Consider the following 17,030-nt stretch of genomic DNA (forward strand, 5'->3'; position numbering starts at 1 on the left):
ATGCAGCTAGCCATTCACCCCTTCAGCTTCCTCCGTGTCGCGACAGGCTCCGCCGCAGCACTGATGTCCGTCGCTGTGGCGATGGCCGTCTTTGCCCCGCAGGATGCGCTGGCCCAGGCCCGTGCCCGTGGCGGCGCGAACTCGCCGCTCGGCGGGCTCGGCGGCGACAGCAAGGAGCCGATCAAGATCGACGCCGACAAGCTCGACGTGCTCGACAAGGACAATCGCGCCGTGTTCAGCGGCAATGTCGTCGCCGTCCAGGGCGAGACGACGGTTCGCTGCACGATCATGACCGTGTTTTATGAGGGCCGGGGCGGGCAGGGCGCCGGAGCGGCGCGCGCCACGGGCGCCCCTGCCGCGACGCCAACAGCGACTCCGGCCACGCCTGGGGCGCCGGCGGGGTCGGGAGACAGCTCGATCAAACGCATCGAGTGCAAAGGGCCGGTCACGGTGGTCTCGAAGACGCAGGCCGCGACCTCCGACAATGCCGTGTTCGACCGCGCCAACAACCAGGTCATCATGACCGGCAATGTTGCGCTGAACGACGGCCCCAACATCACGCGCGGTGAGAAGCTGACCTACAACACCGTCACCGGCATCGCCAATGTCGAGACCAACAAGGGCGGGCGCGTCCAGGGCTTCTTCGTGCCGAACTCGACGGAAGCCGGCAAGACAGACGCCAAGACCGGCACGAAGCCTGCGACCGGCGCCAAGCCAGCGACCCCGACCAACTGAGCCGGCCCTGGCCCGCGCCTACCCGGCGCGGTCCAGGCATCCGCAACTCCCAGACCAGGCGCAGTCCCTCGCAGTGACGATTTCCCACATGCCGCAATTCGACATGGCGCCCATCCGCGAGGCGTCGCCGACCCATCGGCGCAGCGCAGGGGTGTTCCGGCGCCTGTTCGGCCGCTTCGGTGGCAGTGAAAACGTGGTCGGCATCGGCGCCTCGGAAGCTGCGGCGATCGGCGGCGCCGGCATCCTCGCGGTCAGCGGTCTGCGCAAGAGCTATGGTGGCCGCATGGTCGTCAGCGATGCGAGCCTGCATCTGCGCCAGGGCGAGGCCGTCGGCCTGCTCGGCCCCAATGGCGCCGGCAAGACCACGATTTTCTATATGATCACCGGCCTCGTCGCCGCAGATCTCGGCACGATCTCGCTGGAAGGCCACGACATCACGCAGCTGCCGATGTACCAGCGCGCGCGGCTGGGCATCGGTTACCTGCCGCAGGAGGCCTCGATCTTTCGCGGCCTGAGCGTCGAGGACAACATCCGCGCCGTCCTCGAGGTGGTCGAGCCGAACCGGAAAGCCCGCGACCGGCAGCTCGATACGCTGCTGGAAGAGTTCAACATCGCGCGCCTGCGCAAGGCGCCCTCGATTGCGCTATCGGGCGGCGAGCGGCGGCGTTGCGAGATCGCCCGCGCGCTTGCCGGCAAGCCCTCCTTCATCCTGCTCGACGAGCCCTTCGCCGGCATCGATCCGATCGCGGTCGGCGACATCCAGGCGCTGGTGCGGCAGCTGACCGATCGTGGCATCGGCGTCCTGATCACCGATCACAACGTCCGCGAGACGCTGGGCTTGGTCGATCGCGCCTACATCATCCATTCGGGCCGCGTGCTGACCGAGGGCTCGCCGGCCGAGATCATCGCAAACCCGGACGTGCGCCGCGTCTATCTGGGCGAGGATTTCCGGCTTTAGGGCCAGTTCCCTGCGGCTTCGCCGCTGTCATCCCGGCGAAAGTCTAAAAAGAGGGCTGGGCTGGCGGTCGTTAACGGCTGCTGTGGTGCAGCGGCGGGCCTCGCTAATAGCGAATTCCAAACCTGCCATTTTGCGCTCATGTTGCAGTGCACGATTTTCCGTGCTCAATCATGAGGCAAGGCTTTGACGCGCCGGCCAGACGGCGCTAGTCTCCCCTCCAAGCAAGAAGTGTGCCGAATTGGCGCGCTGGCATGGAAGGGTCGATGCCGCAATGGCGATGATGCCGCGCATGGAGCTGCGCCAGGGCCAGTCCCTGGTGATGACGCCGCAGCTTCTGCAGGCGATCAAGCTTCTGCAATTGTCGCATCTCGAGCTGCAGAATTTCGTCGAGGGCGAACTCGAGCGCAATCCGCTGCTGGAGCGCGACGATGCCACCGACGGGCCGTTTCAGGCCAATGGCGGCGACAACGTGCATGCGGCGGATGCCGACAGCTACGATCGCGCCGAGAGTCTGAACAGCCAGGAGGGCATGGAAAACCGCCTCGGCACCGGGCTCGACAACGTCTTCCAGGGCGAGCAGCCGAGCGTGGCCAGGCTCGATACGCGCGGCGCCGACAGTCTCCCGATCATCGGTGGCGCCTATGGTGGTTCGGGCGGCTCCTTCGAGGAGGGGCCGGAGGGCTTCGAGAGTAGCCTGACGGTCGAGGCCTCGCTGCACGACCATCTCAGCACCCAGCTAGACCTTGCGGTCAATGATCCGGCCGACCGCTTGATCGGCCGCCATCTGATCGATGCGGTCGATGATTCCGGCTATCTAGGCGAGGCGCTGCCCGACATCGCCGAGCGGCTGGGCGTCTCGATTGCCCGTGTCGAAGGCGTCCTGCGTATCGTCCAGAGCTTCGATCCGTCAGGGGTGGCGGCACGCGACGTCTGTGAATGCCTCTCGATCCAGCTGCGCGATCGCGACCGCTTCGACCCCGCCATGCAGGTGCTCGTCGCCAATCTTCACCTCGTCGCCAAGCGCGATTTCGCTGCGTTGAAGCGCCTCTGCGGCGTCGATGACGAGGACATCGCCGACATGGTCGCCGAGATCCGGCGGCTCGATCCCAAGCCCGGACGCGGCTTCGGCGGCTCGACGGCCGAGACGGTGGTGCCCGACGTCTTCATCCGCGCCGCGCCCGATGGCTCCTGGCTGGTCGATCTGAACCCCGACACGCTACCGCGTGTGCTGATCAACCAGACCTATCACGCCAAGGTCTCGAAGGCCGCCCGCAAGGACGAGGACAAGGCCTTCATCGCCGAATGCCTGCAGACGGCAAACTGGTTGACGCGGTCGCTGGAGCAGCGCGCCCGCACCATCCTCAAGGTCGCCAGCGAGATCGTGCGCCAGCAGGACGGCTTCTTCGCCCATGGCGTCGAGCATCTGCGGCCGCTGAACCTCAAGACGGTCGCCGACGCCATCGGCATGCATGAATCGACCGTCTCGCGCGTCACCTCGAACAAATACCTGATCTGCTCGCGCGGCGTCTTCGAGATGAAGTATTTCTTCTCGGCCGCGATCGCCGCCACCGGCTATGGCGAGGCCCATTCGGCCGAAGCCGTGCGCTTCCGTATCAGGCAGATGATCGACGACGAGGCGCCGGCCGACGTCCTCTCCGACGACGCGATCGTGGCGCGGCTGAAAGCCGGCGGCATCGACATCGCCCGCCGGACCGTCGCCAAATACCGCGAATCCCTGCGGATTCCCTCCTCCATGGAGCGGCGCCGCGAGAAGGTTGCGATGGCGATGGGCAGCCGCTGAGGCATTTTGTTCCGAAGGTTCGGTGCATGGATGCCATGTCGGCCCCGCTGCATTGACATCGCGGACTCACGGTCCTTAGCTCCCATGGATGGCCGATCTCCTGGCCATGGCTAAACAAGGGGAAGCACTCCATGAGCTTGCGAATCTCCGGCAAGAATCTCGATGTCGGCGAGGCCCTGCGCGGCCAGGCCGAGGCCCGCGTGGCTGCCGCTCTCAGCAAATATTACGAGGGTGGCTATCAGGGCCACGTCACGGTCGGAAAGGACGGCACTGCCTTCAAGACGGACGGCGTGCTGCATCTGTCCTCGGGAATCACGCTCGAAGCCTCAGGCACGGCGCATGACGCTTATGCCAGCCTCGACAAGATGGCTGAACGTATCGAGAAGCGCCTGCGTCGCTACAAGCGACGCCTCAAGGATCGCTCCGCGCAGACCAATGGCCGCGAGCCCGGCGTCGAAATCCCCAGCTATGTGATTGCGGCTCCCGATGAGGAAATCGAGGAGATCGAGCTCGACGGAGCCGGCGACAACCCCGTGATCGTCGCCGAATCGACCAAATCCCTGCATGTCATGACGGTCGGCGACGCCGTTGCGGAGCTCGACCTGACCGGTGCGCCGGTGATCATCTTCCGCCATGCTGGCAATGGCAGGACGAACGTCGTATACCGCCGCCGCGACGGCAATATCGGCTGGATCGATCCGCCGTCCGCATTGTCGTAGGTCTGGCGGGCGACCGCGCGACCCCCGAACCTGACCCTGCCGCAAGCCTCTTCGATCGCGGCATGGGACATGCATGGACTGGCGCATGACGCTGATTGATCTCCTGACACCTGCAGCGGTGATTTCGCCGCTGCGGGCCAATGGCAAGAAGCAGGCGCTGCAGGAACTGGCGCAGCATGCGGCGCGTGTCGGCGGCCTGCCTGAACGTGATCTCTATGAGGCGCTGCTTCAGCGTGAGCGCCTGGGCTCGACCGGCATCGGCGATGGCATCGCTATCCCGCATGGCCGCATGCCGGGTATCGATCGGCTGATCGGGCTGTTTGCCCGTGCCGAGAAACCGATCGACTTCGAGGCGCTCGACGGCCAGCCGGTCGACATCATCTTCGTGCTGATCGCGCCAGAAGGCGCCGGTGCCGACCATCTCAAGGCATTGGCCCGCGTCGCCCGCGTGCTGCGCAACCAGGCGGTGCTCGAACAGGTCCGCAGCATTCGCGATCCCGCGGCGATCTATGCGATCCTGGCAGAGACGGCCGCCAAGGCGGCGTAAGCGCAGCGCGACCGCGCGCGATGTGCCGGGCGCGCGGCTGGCCGAGCCCCTCGCAATCTCCCGCACTCTCGCGCTCTCTTGCATTTGACCAGATCGCAACATCGTCTATTCGATCCGGCGATCCTTCCTGGTGCAGCGCACCGAGGGACCGCCGTTCAATGCCGGAGTGCCGCCGATGGCCTATACCCATGTCGATCTCTTTCCGCTCGGCGAGGACAAGACGCCCTATCGCAAGCTCGGCAGCGACGGTGTCACGGTCGAGAAGCTCGGTGATCGCGAGGTCCTGAGCGTTTCACGTGAGGCGATCCGCAGCCTCAGCGAACAGGCCTTCATCGACATCAACCATCTGCTGCGACCGGGCCATCTCGCCCAGCTCTCGAAGATCCTCGACGATCCCGAGGCGACCTCGAACGACAAGTTCGTCGCCTATGACCTGCTCAAGAATGCCAATATCGCTGCCGGCGGCGTGCTGCCGATGTGCCAGGATACCGGCACCGCGATCATCATGGGCAAGAAGGGCCGCATGGTCTGGACCGCAGGCGAAGACGAGCAGGCCTTGGGCGAGGGCGTCGCGGACGCCTATTTCAAGCGCAATCTGCGCTATTCGCAGGTCGCGCCGCTCTCGATGTTCGAGGAGAAGAACACCGCCACCAACCTGCCGGCCCAGATCGACATCTATGCGGAAGGTGAGGACGCCTACAAATTTCTCTTCGTCGCCAAGGGCGGCGGCTCGGCCAACAAGACCTTCCTGTTCCAGGCGACGCCTTCGCTCCTGACCAAGGACCGGATGATGGCCTTCCTGAAGGAGAAGATCCTGACGCTCGGCACGGCCGCCTGCCCGCCCTATCACCTTGCCATCGTCATCGGCGGCACCTCGGCCGAGCAGAACCTCAAGACCGTCAAGCTCGCCTCGACGAAATATCTGGACGCGCTGCCGACCTCCGGATCGCCCTCGGGCCACGCCTTTCGCGACCTCGAGATGGAGGAGGAGGTCCACAAGATGACGCAGGCGCTCGGCGTCGGCGCCCAGTTCGGCGGCAAGTATTTCTGCCATGACGTGCGCGTCGTCCGGCTGCCGCGACATGGCGCCTCGCTGCCGATCGGGCTCGGCGTCTCCTGCTCGGCCGATCGTCAGGCCAAGGGCAAGATCACCCGGGACGGCATCTTCCTCGAGGCGCTGGAGACGGACCCCTCGAAATACCTGCCCGAGGTCGAGGACGCCTCGCTCGGCGGCGATGTCGTCAAGGTCGACCTCAACCGGCCGATGAGCGAAATCCTGGCGACACTGACGAAGTATCCGGTCAAGACCCGGCTGTCCCTCACCGGCACGATCATCGTCGCGCGCGATTCCGCCCACGCCAAGATCCGCGAGCGGCTGGAAAGCGGGCAGGGCATGCCCGACTATCTCAAGAACCACCCGGTCTATTATGCCGGCCCGGCCAAGACGCCCGACGGCATGGCCTCGGGGTCGTTCGGGCCGACGACGGCAGGCCGCATGGACTCGTTCGTCGACCAGTTCCAGTCCTTCGGCGGGTCCATGGTGATGTTGGCCAAGGGCAACCGCTCGGCCGCCGTGCGGGAAGCCTGCAAACGCCATGGCGGCTTCTATCTCGGCTCGATCGGCGGTCCCGCCGCACGCCTGGCGCAGGACTGCATCCGGAAGGTCGAGGTCCTCGAATATCCCGAACTCGGCATGGAGGCTGTCTGGCGCATCGAGGTCGAGGATTTCCCCGCCTTCATCGTCATCGACGACAAGGGCAACGACTTCTTCAAGGAGTTGAACCTCGGATGAGGGGCATCGCACTTTTGGGCCTCGCACTCGCCCTGGTCCCGGTTTCCGAAGCGGCCTACGCCCAGAACCAGCCGGCAACCTGTTCGCGCGACCTCTTCCAGAACGAGGGCGCGCTACGCCGGCAGCAGACGCGGCTCGCTGGCGTGGCGAATGCCGATCTGGCGACCCAGTGTCGGACATGGCGCGAGCATGTCGGCTTCCTGCAGAGTTCGCGCGCCGTCTTTGCGACCTGCCAGAGCGGCGCCCAGCGCGAGCAGAATGTCGCCATGATGGATTCCGAACTGGCAGATTACCGCGTCCTGCTCTCCAGCCGCTGCGGCAAGCGCTGAACGCCATTGGCCGAGAACCCGCGAGAAGGACCCCGATGACCGAACAGCCCCAGCCGCCGCTCCAGATTGCCGTCGTGCCGGTGACAGCGTTCCAGCAGAATTGCTCGATCATCTGGTGCACGAAGACGATGCAGGCGGCGATCGTCGATCCCGGCGGCGATGTTCCGATCATTCTCGGCGCGCTCAAGGAGATCGGCGTGACGCCGGCCGCGATCTGGCTGACCCATGGCCATCTCGACCATGCCGGCGGTGCGACCGAACTGTCGGAGACGCTGTCGATCCCGGTGATCGGGCCGCATGAGGCCGACAAGTTCCTGCTCGACGATCTGCCGACCTCGGGGCTGCGCTTCGACATCCTCGACATGAAGGCGGTGACGCCGACGCGCTGGCTCGCCGAGGGCGACGAGATCTCGGTCGGGGAGGTGGGCTTCTCCGTCCAGCATGTGCCGGGCCATACGCCCGGCCATGTCACCTTCTTCCAGAAGGATCTGCGCTTCCTGCTTGCCGGCGACACGGTCTTCGCCGGCTCGGTCGGCCGCACCGATTTTCCCTATGGCAGCCACGAGACGCTGATCGCCGGCATCAAGGCCAAGCTTCTGCCGCTTGGCGACGACGTGCAGTTCCTACCCGGGCATGGGCCGGCGAGCACGCTGGGCGAGGAGCGGCTCAACAACCAGTTCCTGCGGGACTGATCGCGCCTTCAGCCGACATGTCGCGGCGACGTTCATCCCGCCGCGAACTGGTCCCAGGCGCGTAACGCATCGGCGGCGTACATCAAGGCCGGGCCGCCGCCCATATAGACGGCCATCGCCGCGACTTCGGCGACCTCGGCACGTGTCGCGCCCAGCCCCGTCAGAGCCTTGGCGTGAAAGCCGATGCAGCCGTCGCAGCGCTGCGTGATCCCGATCGCGAGAGCGATCAGTTCCTTGGTCTTCTTGTCGAGCTGGCCGTCGGCGCCGGCTGCCTTCGCCAGGGCATGGAACCCCTGCATCGCGTCCGGTGCGAGTTTTCGGAGTTCGCCCGTATAGGCCGAAATGTCTCGCGTGATCTCGCGGTAGTCCTTCGTCATGACGGTTCCTTCCTGGACGCTTTACAATTCATAGAATCATGATATTAGAAAAACATGTAATGTAAAGAGGGATCGCAATGGACCTGACCGAAGCGATGTCCGGGCAGGCGACCGAGGTGGCGGATTTTCTCAAGGGGTTGGCGAGCCCGCACCGGCTGCTCATCCTGTGCGCGTTGTCGAAAGGCGAGCGCAGCGTCTCGGATCTGATCGCGCAAACCGGCATTGCACAGACATCGATGTCGCAGCATCTCGCCAAGTTGAAGGCCGAGAAGATCGTCGACTTCCGCCGGGAGCATCGTGTGCTGAAGTACTACATCGACCATCCCGCCGTGATGGAAATCATGGCGGTTCTATACGTTCACTTTTGCGGGAAGGCTTCAACGTGACGCAGACGATAGAGGCGCGGCTGGCCGCGCAATGGCTGGCGGCGGGCGAGGCCGTGCTGGTCGATGTCCGCGACCCTGACGAGTTTAAGGGGGAGCACATCGCCTGTGCTATGTCGGTGCCGCTCGACGCCGTGCCGGGCGTGTTCTCCAGCCCGCAAGCTTGCACTGGCCGCAAGGTGATTTTCCAGTGCCAGAAAGGCGCGCGCGGCGAGAAGGCCTGCACCATGACCGGCAACGCGGCGGGGCGCGAAGTCTATAATCTCGACGGTGGGATCGAGGGCTGGAAGGCGGCTGGCCTTCCTGTCGTCCGCTCAGGCGGCGGTGCGCCGTCGCTCTTCCGGCAGGTGCAGGTCGGGGTCGGCGCCTTCGTGTTCCTGGCCGTGCTTGCCGGCTTCTCGGGCTGGCGCCCTGGCTTCGCGCTGGCCGGCTTCTTCGGGGCTCTGCTGATCTTCGCGGGCGTCACAGGCTGGTGCGGGCTGGGGCTGCTGTTATCGCGGATGCCCTGGAACAGATCCGGCCGGTCGGCGGCGTGAAGGCTGAAAACGAAAAGACCCGCAGCGGAAATCCGCTACGGGCCCTGGAAGAACCAACGGCCATGTCCTGAACGGGTGCGCGTACATCCGGCGTCAAACGTTCGGCTCATGGCCGTCTTCTGCGGCGCTGGAGGACTTTGGAACGTCCTCGACATCGCCGTGACGCTCATATGGGTGAGCAATGCGGCGGTTTCAAGATGGCGTCCGCTCAGGCGTCGAAGACACCCAGCAGAAAATCGCTCTTGCCGACGTGAATGCCGTTCTCGCGCAGGATGTTGTAGGCGGTCGCGGCGTGGAAATAGAAATTCGGCAGGGCAAAGCGCGTCACATAGACCTCGCCCTTCAACGTCACCGTCGCCGAGGGGCCGCGCGGGAAGGTGACGTCCTTGGCAAGGCCGGCATCGAGCGCCGCATCGTCGGCCGCCGCGACGAAGGCCAGAACCTTGGCGATGCGCGCCTTGAGTTCCTCGACGGTCTTTTCCTCATCGGGAAATTTCGGATTCTCGCCGCCGCCGACCCGCGCCACCAGATTCTTGGCGAAATCGCAGGCAAGCTGGACCTGCCGCGTGAACGGCAGCATGTCGGGCGCGAGCCGCGAGGACAGCAGAACGGCGGGGTCGATCTTGCGCTCGGCGGCCTGGGTCACGGCCTTGTCGAGAATGGCGTCGAGCGCCTTGAGCGTCTGGGTGACGCCGGAGAGAACGGCGCGGGTGGTGAGCGTCATGGGGCTATCCTCGAAAAACGAAAACGGGCCCGGAGAGGGCCCGCTGCGTCGCCGATATAACATCTGCGTCGTCGATTACATCGGCGCGGCGCGATCGATCGTCCCGCCTCAGTCCTTGGCGCGCTCGACATAGGAGCCGTCGGTCGTCATCACGACGATGCGCACGCCCGGGCCGATATGCGGCGGCACGGCGGTGCGCACGCCATTGACCAGGATCGCCGGCTTGTAGGAGGACGACGCCGTCTGGCCCTTGGTGACCGGCTCGGTCTCGGCGACCTCGACGGTGACGCGCTGCGGCAGCTCGATCGAGACGGCCCTCTCCTCGAACACGGACAGCGAAACCTTCATGCCTTCCTGGAGATAGGGCGCCATATCGCCGACCACGTCGCCGTCGACATTGATCTGCTCGAAGGTTTCGGGGTTCATGAAGACGTACTGCTCGCCGTCCTGGTAGAGATAGGTGTAGTCGCGATCCTCGACATAGGCGCGCTCGACCTGCTCGGTCGTCTTGTAGCGCTGCGTCATCTTGGTACCGTCATGGATCCGGCGCATGTCGATCTGCGTCGTCGGCGTGCCCTTGCCGGGGAAGAAGCTCTCGGCCGAGAGAACCGAGCAGAGATGCCCGTCGAGTTCGAGCACATTGCCCTTGCGGACGGAGGAGGCGATGACCTTGACCATATGGAGCTGTCCTGAGCTTGCGCTGCGCCTTGCGCGCATTGTGCGAATTCGTTGCCGCGCAACTACCGCATTAAGGGCCGAAACGGAAGCGGCCGCGCCGTTCTCAAACGCTCCGTCGCTTGACATCCTGTGGGCGTAGATACAATTAAACTGTGAAGATCACGTTCGACCCGGCAAAGAACGAGCGCAACATCCGCGAACGCGGATTGAATTTCACGTTGGTCGACGGGTTCGCCTGGGAATCCGCCCAGACGCATGAGGACAAGCGCTTCGTTTATCCGGAGCCGCGCTTTGTTTCATCTGGATTGATCGGCGGCCGCGTTTTCGTGGTCTGCTTCACACCGATCCCCGACGGCCATCCGCGTGATCAGTTTTCGCAAGGCGAACGCAAGGGAGGTGGCGACATATGAGCAAGCGGCAGATTAAGACGGCATTCGACCTTCCACCTCTCACTGACGAGGAAGGAGAGGTGCGCGAACTCACCGAGGCCGATTTCGCCTTGGCGCGCCCCGCCTATGAGGTGCTGCCTCCCTATCTCGTCGAATTGATGCGCGAACATCGGCGCGGCCGCGGCGAACGCGGACCCCAAAAAGCCCCCACCAAGAAGCTGGTCTCCCTGCGGCTCGATCAGGACGTTCTGGAGCGGGCGAAGGCGGGCGGCCCCGGCTGGCAGACCCGCATCAACGACATCCTGCGCGAAGCGCTGCTCAAGCAGGCAGGCTGATCGCCGGTCATGACAGCAGGCCACCCGCCCTTCTGGCGGCCCGACATCCATGCCGACCGGCGCCCGGCGCTGCTGGCGCGCAACCGCATCAAGGCGGCACTCCGGCGCTGGTTCGAGGTGCGCGATTTCGTCGAGGTCGAGGCGGCGATCCTGCAGGTCTCGCCCGGCAACGAGACGCATCTGCACGGCTTCGGCACGACCTTGATCGACGATGCCGGCGCGGGCCATCCCTATTATCTGCACACCTCGCCCGAATTCGCCGCCAAGAAGCTGCTGGCGGCGGGCGAGCGCCGCATCTTCGATTTCGCCCGCGTCTTCCGCAACCGTGAGCGCACGGCCCTGCACCACCCGGAATTTACGATGCTGGAATGGTATCGTGCCGGCGAGGACTATGAGACGCTGATGCAAGACAGCGCCGCGCTCATGGCGGAGGCGGCGCGGGCTGCGGGCGCAGTTACGCTGCGCTGGCGCGGCGTCGAGGCCGATCCCTTCGTCGAGCCCCAGCGCCTGACGCTGCAACAGGCCTTCATCCACCATGCCGGCATCGACCTGCTGCGCACGGTGACCGCCGACCACGAGGTTGATCGCGGCGGGCTTGCCGCGGATGCGATCGAGGCTGGCATCCGTGTCGCCGAAGACGACACATGGTCCGACATCTTCAGCCGCATCCTGTCCGAGAGGATCGAACCTCATCTGGGCCGTGGCCGCGCCACGATCCTGTGCGAGTACCCGATCTCGGAGGCCGCGCTTGCCCGTCCCAAGCCCGGCGATCCCCGTGTGGCGGAGCGCTTCGAGCTCTATGCCTGCGGCGTTGAACTCGCCAATGCCTTCGGTGAACTGACCGACGCAGGTGAGCAGCGCCGGCGCTTCGAGGCGGACATGGACGAGAAGCAGCGCATCTATGGCGAGCGCTATCCGATCGACGAGGATTTCCTCGCCGCGCTTGCGCAGATGCCGCAAGCGAGCGGCATCGCGCTGGGTTTCGACCGGCTGGTGATGCTTTGCACCGGTGCGCGCCGCATCGAGGACGTGCTCTGGACGCCGGTCGCCGAACCGGGCAGGGGAGGGGCATGACGATCCACACTCCGCTCCGCAGCATCGATGCGCTGATCGCGCAGGGCCTTGTCGCGCCCGATCGGCGCGCGGCGCTCGATGCGGTGGCGGCGCGCTATGCGGTCGCGGTGACGCCGGCCATGGCGGGTCTCATCGACCCCGCCGATCCCGCCGACCCGATCGCGCGGCAGTTCATCCCCGATCCCGCCGAACTCGTCACCATGCCGCAGGAGCTCGCCGATCCGATCGGCGACGACGCGCATTCGCCGGTCGAGGGCGTGGTGCATCGCTATCCCGACCGCGCCTTGCTCAAGCTCGTCCATGCCTGCCCGGTCTATTGTCGCTTCTGCTTCCGTCGCGAGATGGTGGGGCCCGGCGGCGACGCGCTGACCGGCGACAAGCTCGATGCGGCGCTGGCCTATCTCGCCGATCACCCCGAGATCTGGGAGGTGATCATGACCGGTGGCGACCCCTTCATCATGTCGGCCCGCCGTGTGCGCGACGTCGCCCGCCGGCTTGCCGCAATCCCCCATATCAAGGTCGCGCGCTGGCATACGCGCGTGCCGATCGTCGATCCCGAGCGCATCACCACCGATTATGCGAAGGCCCTGCGCGTTCCCGGCAAGGCGAGCTACATCACTGTTCATGCCAACCATCCGCGCGAGTTCACCGCCGCCGCCTGTGCGGCGATGGCGAGGCTCGCCGATGCCGGCCATGTCCTGCTCAGCCAGAGCGTGCTGCTCAAGGGCGTCAACGCCGATGTCGAGACGCTGTCGGCGCTGATGCGGGCCTTCGTCGAGAACCGGGTGAAGCCCTATTACCTGCACCACCCCGATCTCGCGCCCGGTACGGCGCGCTTCCGGCTTTCGCTGGAGGAGGGGCAGGCCCTCGTCAAAAGCCTGCGAGGCCATCTTTCAGGGCTGTGCCAGCCGACCTATATCCTCGACATCCCCGGCGGGGCAGGAAAGATCCCGGTTGGCCCCGCTTTTCTGTCGGCCTGCGAGACGCCCGGCGCCGAGGCTCTTGCCGAAGACCGCCATGGCGCGCGCCACAGCTATCCGCCGGCGTGACGGCCAACTGCGAAGGACATTCACATGCAGGACAAACTGCCGATCGCGATCGTCTCCGACATCGCCTGCCCCTGGTGCTTCATTGGCAAGGCCAGGCTCGAGACGGCGCTTGCCCGCCATGGCCTGACCGAGCGCGTCGCCATCACCTGGCTGCCCTATGAGCTCAATCCCGACATGCCGGCCGAAGGCATGGACCGCACGCAATATCTCGAGGCGAAGTTCGGTGCCGGAAAGCGCCGCGAGATCGAGGTGCGCCTGTCGGAGGCCGCGCTTGAAAGCGGGGTCACCTTCAACTGGCCCGGCGTGACGAGGAGCGTCAACACCCGCATGGCGCATATGCTGGTGGCTGCGGCCGCGACGGTCCAGCGCGGCGGCGACATGACCGCGGCGCTGTTCAAGGCCTATTGGCAAGATGGCCGCGACATCGGCGATCTCGAAACGCTGGTCGCGATTGCGGTCGAACAGGGCTTCGACGAACAGGCGGCGCGCGACGAACTCGCCAATGGCGAATTGCGCGAGACCATCATTGGACTCGAGGCCCATGCCGCCCAGGTCGGCGTTACCGGCGTGCCCTTCTTCATCGTCGACGGCAAGCTCGCGGTCTCGGGCGCGCAAACGCCCGATGTCTGGGCCCAGGTCTTCGCGCAGGTGACGCAGGACGCCGCCTGAAAACCATGGGCTGTGCCCTGGAGCCGACGACTATGGCTTGAACTGCTCCCAGGTGACCTTTGTGGCATTCAGCGTCATGCCTTCCGTCTGTATCTAGTCGCCGTAGCCTCCGATCGCCTGAAACGACGTGATGAGCACGTTCGTCAGCTTGTATGTGAGGTACAGGATATTCGTCTTGTCGCTGTAGAGTTCGATTGCGACCAGGTCAGCTCGTGGCGGTCAGCTTCACGCGAAGGCGCTCCACATGGGAACCTTCAAATGGATGATGTGCGCTCCCTGCAGGCTTGCAAGCCTGCGCGAATCATGGCCCATCGCCGCAGGCAGCGGAGGGCGCGATGGCACAGAAGATCAACGATCTCCGCGACCGCATGATCATCGCGCTCGACGTGCCGACGATCTGGGACGCCTACCGCATCGTCTCGACGCTGGGCGACGGCGCGACCTTCTACAAGATCGGCTACAGGCTGGCCTTTGCCGGTGGTCTTGATCTGGCCCGCCAGCTTTCGGCCGAGGGCAAGAAGGTCTTTCTGGATCTGAAACTCCACGACATCGGCAACACGGTCACCGAAGGGGTCGAAGCCCTGACCAAGCTTGGCGTCACCTTCCTGACCGTTCATGCCTATCCCCAGACCATGCGAGGCGCCGTGGAAGGCAAGGGAGACGCCGCGCTGAAGCTGCTCGCGGTCACGGCGCTGACCTCCTATGACGATGTCGATCTGCGCGATGCTGGCTACGGCCTCGCGGTGCGCGATCTCGTGCGGCTGCGCGCCGAGCAGGCCCGCACCGCCGGCATCGACGGCATCGTCTGCTCCGCCGCCGAGGCCGCGATCGTGCGCGATGTGATCGGCCGCGACATGGTCATCGTCACGCCGGGGATCCGCCCGGCCGATAGCGCCGCGGGCGATCAGAAGCGCACCCTGACGCCGGGCGAGGCGATCCGCGCCGGTGTCGACCATCTCGTCGTCGGGCGTCCCATCATCCGCGCGGCGGACCCGCGTGCAGCGGCGGCTGCGATCATGGACGAGATCGCAGCCGCCTCCTAAGCTCCCGCTCGATCCGATTCACCCGGACATGATGCAACCAGACGGATGACGAGCATGCCCAAGGGATATGTCATCGGCCGCGCCAAGGTCAGCGACGCGACGAAATGGGCGGCCTATGCCGCCAAGGCCTCCGAGGTCATGAAGATTTATGGTGGTACGCCGATCGTGCGCGGCGGCCAGATGACGGTGGGCGAGGGCGAAGGCCGCGCCCGCAACGTCATCATCGAATTCGCGGATTTTGCCTCGGCGCGATCCTACCTGTTCTCGCCCGAATATGCAGAGGCGCGGAAGCTGCGCGAGGGCGCCGGCGACATCGATCTCGTCGTGGTCGAGGGAGCCTGACCATGGCGAAGGGCTACTGGATCGCGCGCGTCGATGTCGAGAACGAAGAGGAGTATGCCCGGTACCGCGCGCTGAACGCGGTTGCCTTCGCGAAGTATGGCGCGAAGTTCCTGGTTCGCGGCGGCGAGTACAAGCTCGCGCGCGGCGAGGGCCGCAAGCACAACGTCGTCCTCGAATTCAAGGACGAGGCGACGGCGCGGGCCTGCTACGCCTCGCCGGAATATCAGGAGGCGGTGAAGCATCTCGCCCAGGTCGGCCAAGTCGATCTCATCATCATCGGCGGCCATGACGGGGCCCAGCCCGGCGACTGAGAAACATGCGCATTCTGGACAAGCCGATGCTGACCGCTATCGGCGTGATCAGCGGCACCTCGATGGACGGCATCGACGTCTCGATCGTCACCAGCGACGGGCGCGATGTCGTCAGCTTCGGCGCCGGAGCCTCCTATCCTTATCGTGACAGCACACGTCAGGCGCTCCAGGCCCTGATCGCGGAAGCGGAGCGTGCACTGACCGAGCCGCTGGTCGAGATGGAGGCGGCTGTCACAGCCGACCACCTCGCGGCGATCCGGCGCTTCATCACGGAACAGGGGATCGGCCCGGGCAGGATCGATCTCGTCGGGCTGCACGGCCAGACGGTCTATCACCGCCCGCAGCAGCGCTTCACGCGGCAGTTGATCGACGGGCCGGCCGTGGCCGAAGCCCTCGGCATCCCGACGGTCGATCGCTTCCGCTATGCCGATGTGGCGGCAGGCGGGGAGGGGGCGCCCTTCGCCCCGCTCTATCACCGCGCTTTGGCGCAGGGGATGGAACAGCCGGTGATGGTGCTCAACCTCGGCGGCGTCGGCAACGTCACCTATATCGATGGGAACGAGGTCATAGCCTTCGACACCGGCCCCGCCAGCGCGCTCCTCGACGACTTCGTGCTGCGCCGGCTCGGGCGCGCCTATGACGCTGATGGCGCGCTCGCCGCGAGCGGCCGCGTCCATGACGATCTCGTCGCGGCCTTCATGGACAATCCCTTCTTCGACAGGCCGGCGCCGAAATCGCTCGACCGCAATGATTTCCATCGCCGGGCCCAGATCGTCGAACCGCTCTCCGACGCAGACGGCGCCGCGACGCTTGCAGCCTTCACCGTCGAGAGCCTGGTCGCGGCGCTGCGCCATGTGCCGCGCGCGCCCCGGCGATGGCTCGTGGGGGGCGGGGGGCGGCTCAACTGCCATGTCATGACGCGCCTGTCCCAACGCCTCGGCGTGCCGGTCGAACCGGTGGAGGCTGCGGGCTGGGACGGGGACGCGCTGGAGGCGCAGCTCTTCGCCTATCTCGCGATCCGCTCGGTCAAGGGCCTGCCGCTGAGCCTGCCGGGGACGACCGGCGTGCCGCGGCCGCTGACGGGCGGGCGACTCAACCCGATCAGCTGATGTCACAAATCTGTCGATGGCAGGCGGCTATGCAAGGGCAGCGCTGATCCATCGACGATTCGTCGATTCCCAGAAATTCAGCGCAAAACGGCGTTCGAAGCCCTCAATCGGGGCGTTCGGCAGGCCGATGAGGGTGCCAAAGCCACTCTCCATGCGCGGCAGGACGCACAAACGCGACCTGCGCCGCAATTTTTTCAAATCCTGTGTTGACACCGTTGGGTGGTGGCCCCTATAAAGCGCCCATCGAGACGGCGCCGCCGCTGAGCGGCGCTGTTGACGCGCTTCCTAGAGACGCTAAGGCGAGCTAGCCGAGAGATCGGTTGCTTTGCTGTCTGTTGTGTAGCCACGCTGTTTGACAACTGAAGACAGAAAGAGAAACGTGGACGGCGGAGTTCTTGCGGATCCGGTCTAAGGACTGGATCGAACGAGACTTCGGTG

Annotated in this window: 22 protein-coding genes; 19 read left to right on the forward strand and 3 right to left on the reverse strand. The window is 65.5% G+C overall.

The features are described from left to right. The 8 genes from AC1DYU_RS25170 to AC1DYU_RS25205 all read left to right on the forward strand — a co-directional run bounded on the left by AC1DYU_RS25170 (position 1) and on the right by AC1DYU_RS25205 (position 7,573). Complete coding sequence (locus tag AC1DYU_RS25170; RefSeq protein WP_476794007.1) at positions 1 to 735, forward strand: LptA/OstA family protein; 735 nt, start codon at positions 1 to 3, stop codon at positions 733 to 735. Positions 736 to 838: 103 nt separating this feature from the next. Beyond that, positions 839 to 1,693 (forward strand): LPS export ABC transporter ATP-binding protein, encoded by an 855-nt coding sequence (gene lptB, locus AC1DYU_RS25175; RefSeq protein WP_476794023.1) that lies wholly within the window; start codon positions 839 to 841, stop codon positions 1,691 to 1,693. Between the two features lie 271 nt (positions 1,694 to 1,964). Then, a complete protein-coding gene (gene rpoN / locus AC1DYU_RS25180; RefSeq protein WP_158483182.1) occupies positions 1,965 to 3,494 on the forward strand; it encodes an RNA polymerase factor sigma-54 in 1,530 nt (509 codons plus the stop codon). A 131-nt stretch (positions 3,495 to 3,625) separates the two neighbouring features. Then, positions 3,626 to 4,213, forward strand: coding sequence for a ribosome hibernation-promoting factor, HPF/YfiA family (hpf, locus tag AC1DYU_RS25185; RefSeq protein WP_158483183.1), 588 nt, complete (start codon positions 3,626 to 3,628; stop codon positions 4,211 to 4,213). 85 nt (positions 4,214 to 4,298) lie between these two features. Next, a complete protein-coding gene (gene ptsN / locus AC1DYU_RS25190; protein WP_476794008.1) occupies positions 4,299 to 4,760 on the forward strand; it encodes a PTS IIA-like nitrogen regulatory protein PtsN in 462 nt (153 codons plus the stop codon). A 175-nt stretch (positions 4,761 to 4,935) separates the two neighbouring features. Beyond that, positions 4,936 to 6,552 carry a fumarate hydratase gene (locus AC1DYU_RS25195; RefSeq protein ID WP_158483205.1) on the forward strand — a complete coding sequence of 539 codons (1,617 nt, stop codon included), beginning with the start codon at positions 4,936 to 4,938 and terminating at the stop codon, positions 6,550 to 6,552. After that, entirely contained in the window at positions 6,549 to 6,881 is a 333-nt protein-coding gene (locus AC1DYU_RS25200) for a hypothetical protein (RefSeq protein WP_476794009.1), read from the forward strand. The genes AC1DYU_RS25195 and AC1DYU_RS25200 overlap by 4 nt, the downstream gene beginning before the upstream one ends. A gap of 35 nt (positions 6,882 to 6,916) precedes the next feature. Then, the gene (locus AC1DYU_RS25205; RefSeq protein WP_476794010.1) at positions 6,917 to 7,573 is read left to right on the forward strand and encodes an MBL fold metallo-hydrolase; all 657 of its coding nucleotides are present in this window, start codon (positions 6,917 to 6,919) and stop codon (positions 7,571 to 7,573) included. Between the two features lie 32 nt (positions 7,574 to 7,605). Here AC1DYU_RS25205 and AC1DYU_RS25210 read toward each other — a convergent pair whose 3' ends face one another. Continuing rightward, a complete protein-coding gene (locus tag AC1DYU_RS25210) occupies positions 7,606 to 7,950 on the reverse strand; it encodes a carboxymuconolactone decarboxylase family protein (RefSeq protein ID WP_476794011.1) in 345 nt (114 codons plus the stop codon). Positions 7,951 to 8,027: 77 nt separating this feature from the next. Here AC1DYU_RS25210 and AC1DYU_RS25215 point away from each other — a divergent pair, with 77 nt between their 5' ends. Together AC1DYU_RS25215 and AC1DYU_RS25220 are read left to right on the forward strand one after the other, a co-directional pair. Further along, on the forward strand, positions 8,028 to 8,336 hold the full coding sequence (locus AC1DYU_RS25215; RefSeq protein ID WP_158483188.1) for a metalloregulator ArsR/SmtB family transcription factor: 309 nt from the start codon (positions 8,028 to 8,030) through the stop codon (positions 8,334 to 8,336). Further along, on the forward strand, positions 8,333 to 8,869 hold the full coding sequence (locus AC1DYU_RS25220; protein WP_476794012.1) for a rhodanese-like domain-containing protein: 537 nt from the start codon (positions 8,333 to 8,335) through the stop codon (positions 8,867 to 8,869). The genes AC1DYU_RS25215 and AC1DYU_RS25220 overlap by 4 nt, the downstream gene beginning before the upstream one ends. A gap of 208 nt (positions 8,870 to 9,077) precedes the next feature. Here the strand turns inward: AC1DYU_RS25220 and AC1DYU_RS25225 are convergent, their stop codons facing one another. Both AC1DYU_RS25225 and efp read right to left on the reverse strand, forming a co-directional pair. Then, positions 9,078 to 9,593, reverse strand: a complete 516-nt coding sequence (locus tag AC1DYU_RS25225; protein WP_476794013.1) for a DUF1993 domain-containing protein — start codon at positions 9,591 to 9,593, stop codon at positions 9,078 to 9,080. A 108-nt stretch (positions 9,594 to 9,701) separates the two neighbouring features. Then, entirely contained in the window at positions 9,702 to 10,271 is a 570-nt protein-coding gene (efp, locus tag AC1DYU_RS25230; protein ID WP_476794014.1) for an elongation factor P, read from the reverse strand. A 152-nt stretch (positions 10,272 to 10,423) separates the two neighbouring features. Here efp and AC1DYU_RS25235 point away from each other — a divergent pair, with 152 nt between their 5' ends. The 9 genes from AC1DYU_RS25235 (at position 10,424) to AC1DYU_RS25275 (ending at position 16,592) form a co-directional block, all read left to right on the forward strand. Further along, entirely contained in the window at positions 10,424 to 10,681 is a 258-nt protein-coding gene (locus AC1DYU_RS25235; protein WP_476794015.1) for a BrnT family toxin, read from the forward strand. Then, entirely contained in the window at positions 10,678 to 10,995 is a 318-nt protein-coding gene (locus AC1DYU_RS25240; protein ID WP_158483193.1) for a BrnA antitoxin family protein, read from the forward strand. The genes AC1DYU_RS25235 and AC1DYU_RS25240 overlap by 4 nt, the downstream gene beginning before the upstream one ends. 9 nt (positions 10,996 to 11,004) lie before the next feature. Continuing rightward, the gene (epmA, locus tag AC1DYU_RS25245; protein WP_476794016.1) at positions 11,005 to 12,069 is read left to right on the forward strand and encodes an EF-P lysine aminoacylase EpmA; all 1,065 of its coding nucleotides are present in this window, start codon (positions 11,005 to 11,007) and stop codon (positions 12,067 to 12,069) included. Next, positions 12,066 to 13,118: a lysine-2,3-aminomutase-like protein gene (locus tag AC1DYU_RS25250; RefSeq protein ID WP_476794017.1), complete on the forward strand. Its 1,053-nt coding sequence runs from the start codon at positions 12,066 to 12,068 to the stop codon at positions 13,116 to 13,118. The genes epmA and AC1DYU_RS25250 overlap by 4 nt, the downstream gene beginning before the upstream one ends. Before the next feature lie 24 nt (positions 13,119 to 13,142). After that, on the forward strand, positions 13,143 to 13,787 hold the full coding sequence (locus AC1DYU_RS25255) for a DsbA family oxidoreductase (protein ID WP_476794018.1): 645 nt from the start codon (positions 13,143 to 13,145) through the stop codon (positions 13,785 to 13,787). A gap of 335 nt (positions 13,788 to 14,122) precedes the next feature. Further along, entirely contained in the window at positions 14,123 to 14,830 is a 708-nt protein-coding gene (gene pyrF / locus AC1DYU_RS25260) for an orotidine-5'-phosphate decarboxylase (RefSeq protein WP_476794019.1), read from the forward strand. Positions 14,831 to 14,884: 54 nt separating this feature from the next. After that, the gene (locus AC1DYU_RS25265; RefSeq protein WP_158483199.1) at positions 14,885 to 15,172 is read left to right on the forward strand and encodes a DUF1330 domain-containing protein; all 288 of its coding nucleotides are present in this window, start codon (positions 14,885 to 14,887) and stop codon (positions 15,170 to 15,172) included. A 2-nt stretch (positions 15,173 to 15,174) separates the two neighbouring features. After that, complete coding sequence (locus AC1DYU_RS25270; protein ID WP_158483200.1) at positions 15,175 to 15,483, forward strand: DUF1330 domain-containing protein; 309 nt, start codon at positions 15,175 to 15,177, stop codon at positions 15,481 to 15,483. Positions 15,484 to 15,488: 5 nt separating this feature from the next. Beyond that, positions 15,489 to 16,592, forward strand: coding sequence for an anhydro-N-acetylmuramic acid kinase (locus AC1DYU_RS25275; RefSeq protein ID WP_476794020.1), 1,104 nt, complete (start codon positions 15,489 to 15,491; stop codon positions 16,590 to 16,592). Positions 16,593 to 17,030 lie beyond the last annotated feature (438 nt).

It is taken from the genome of Allobosea sp. P2_B12 (genome assembly GCF_056404835.1).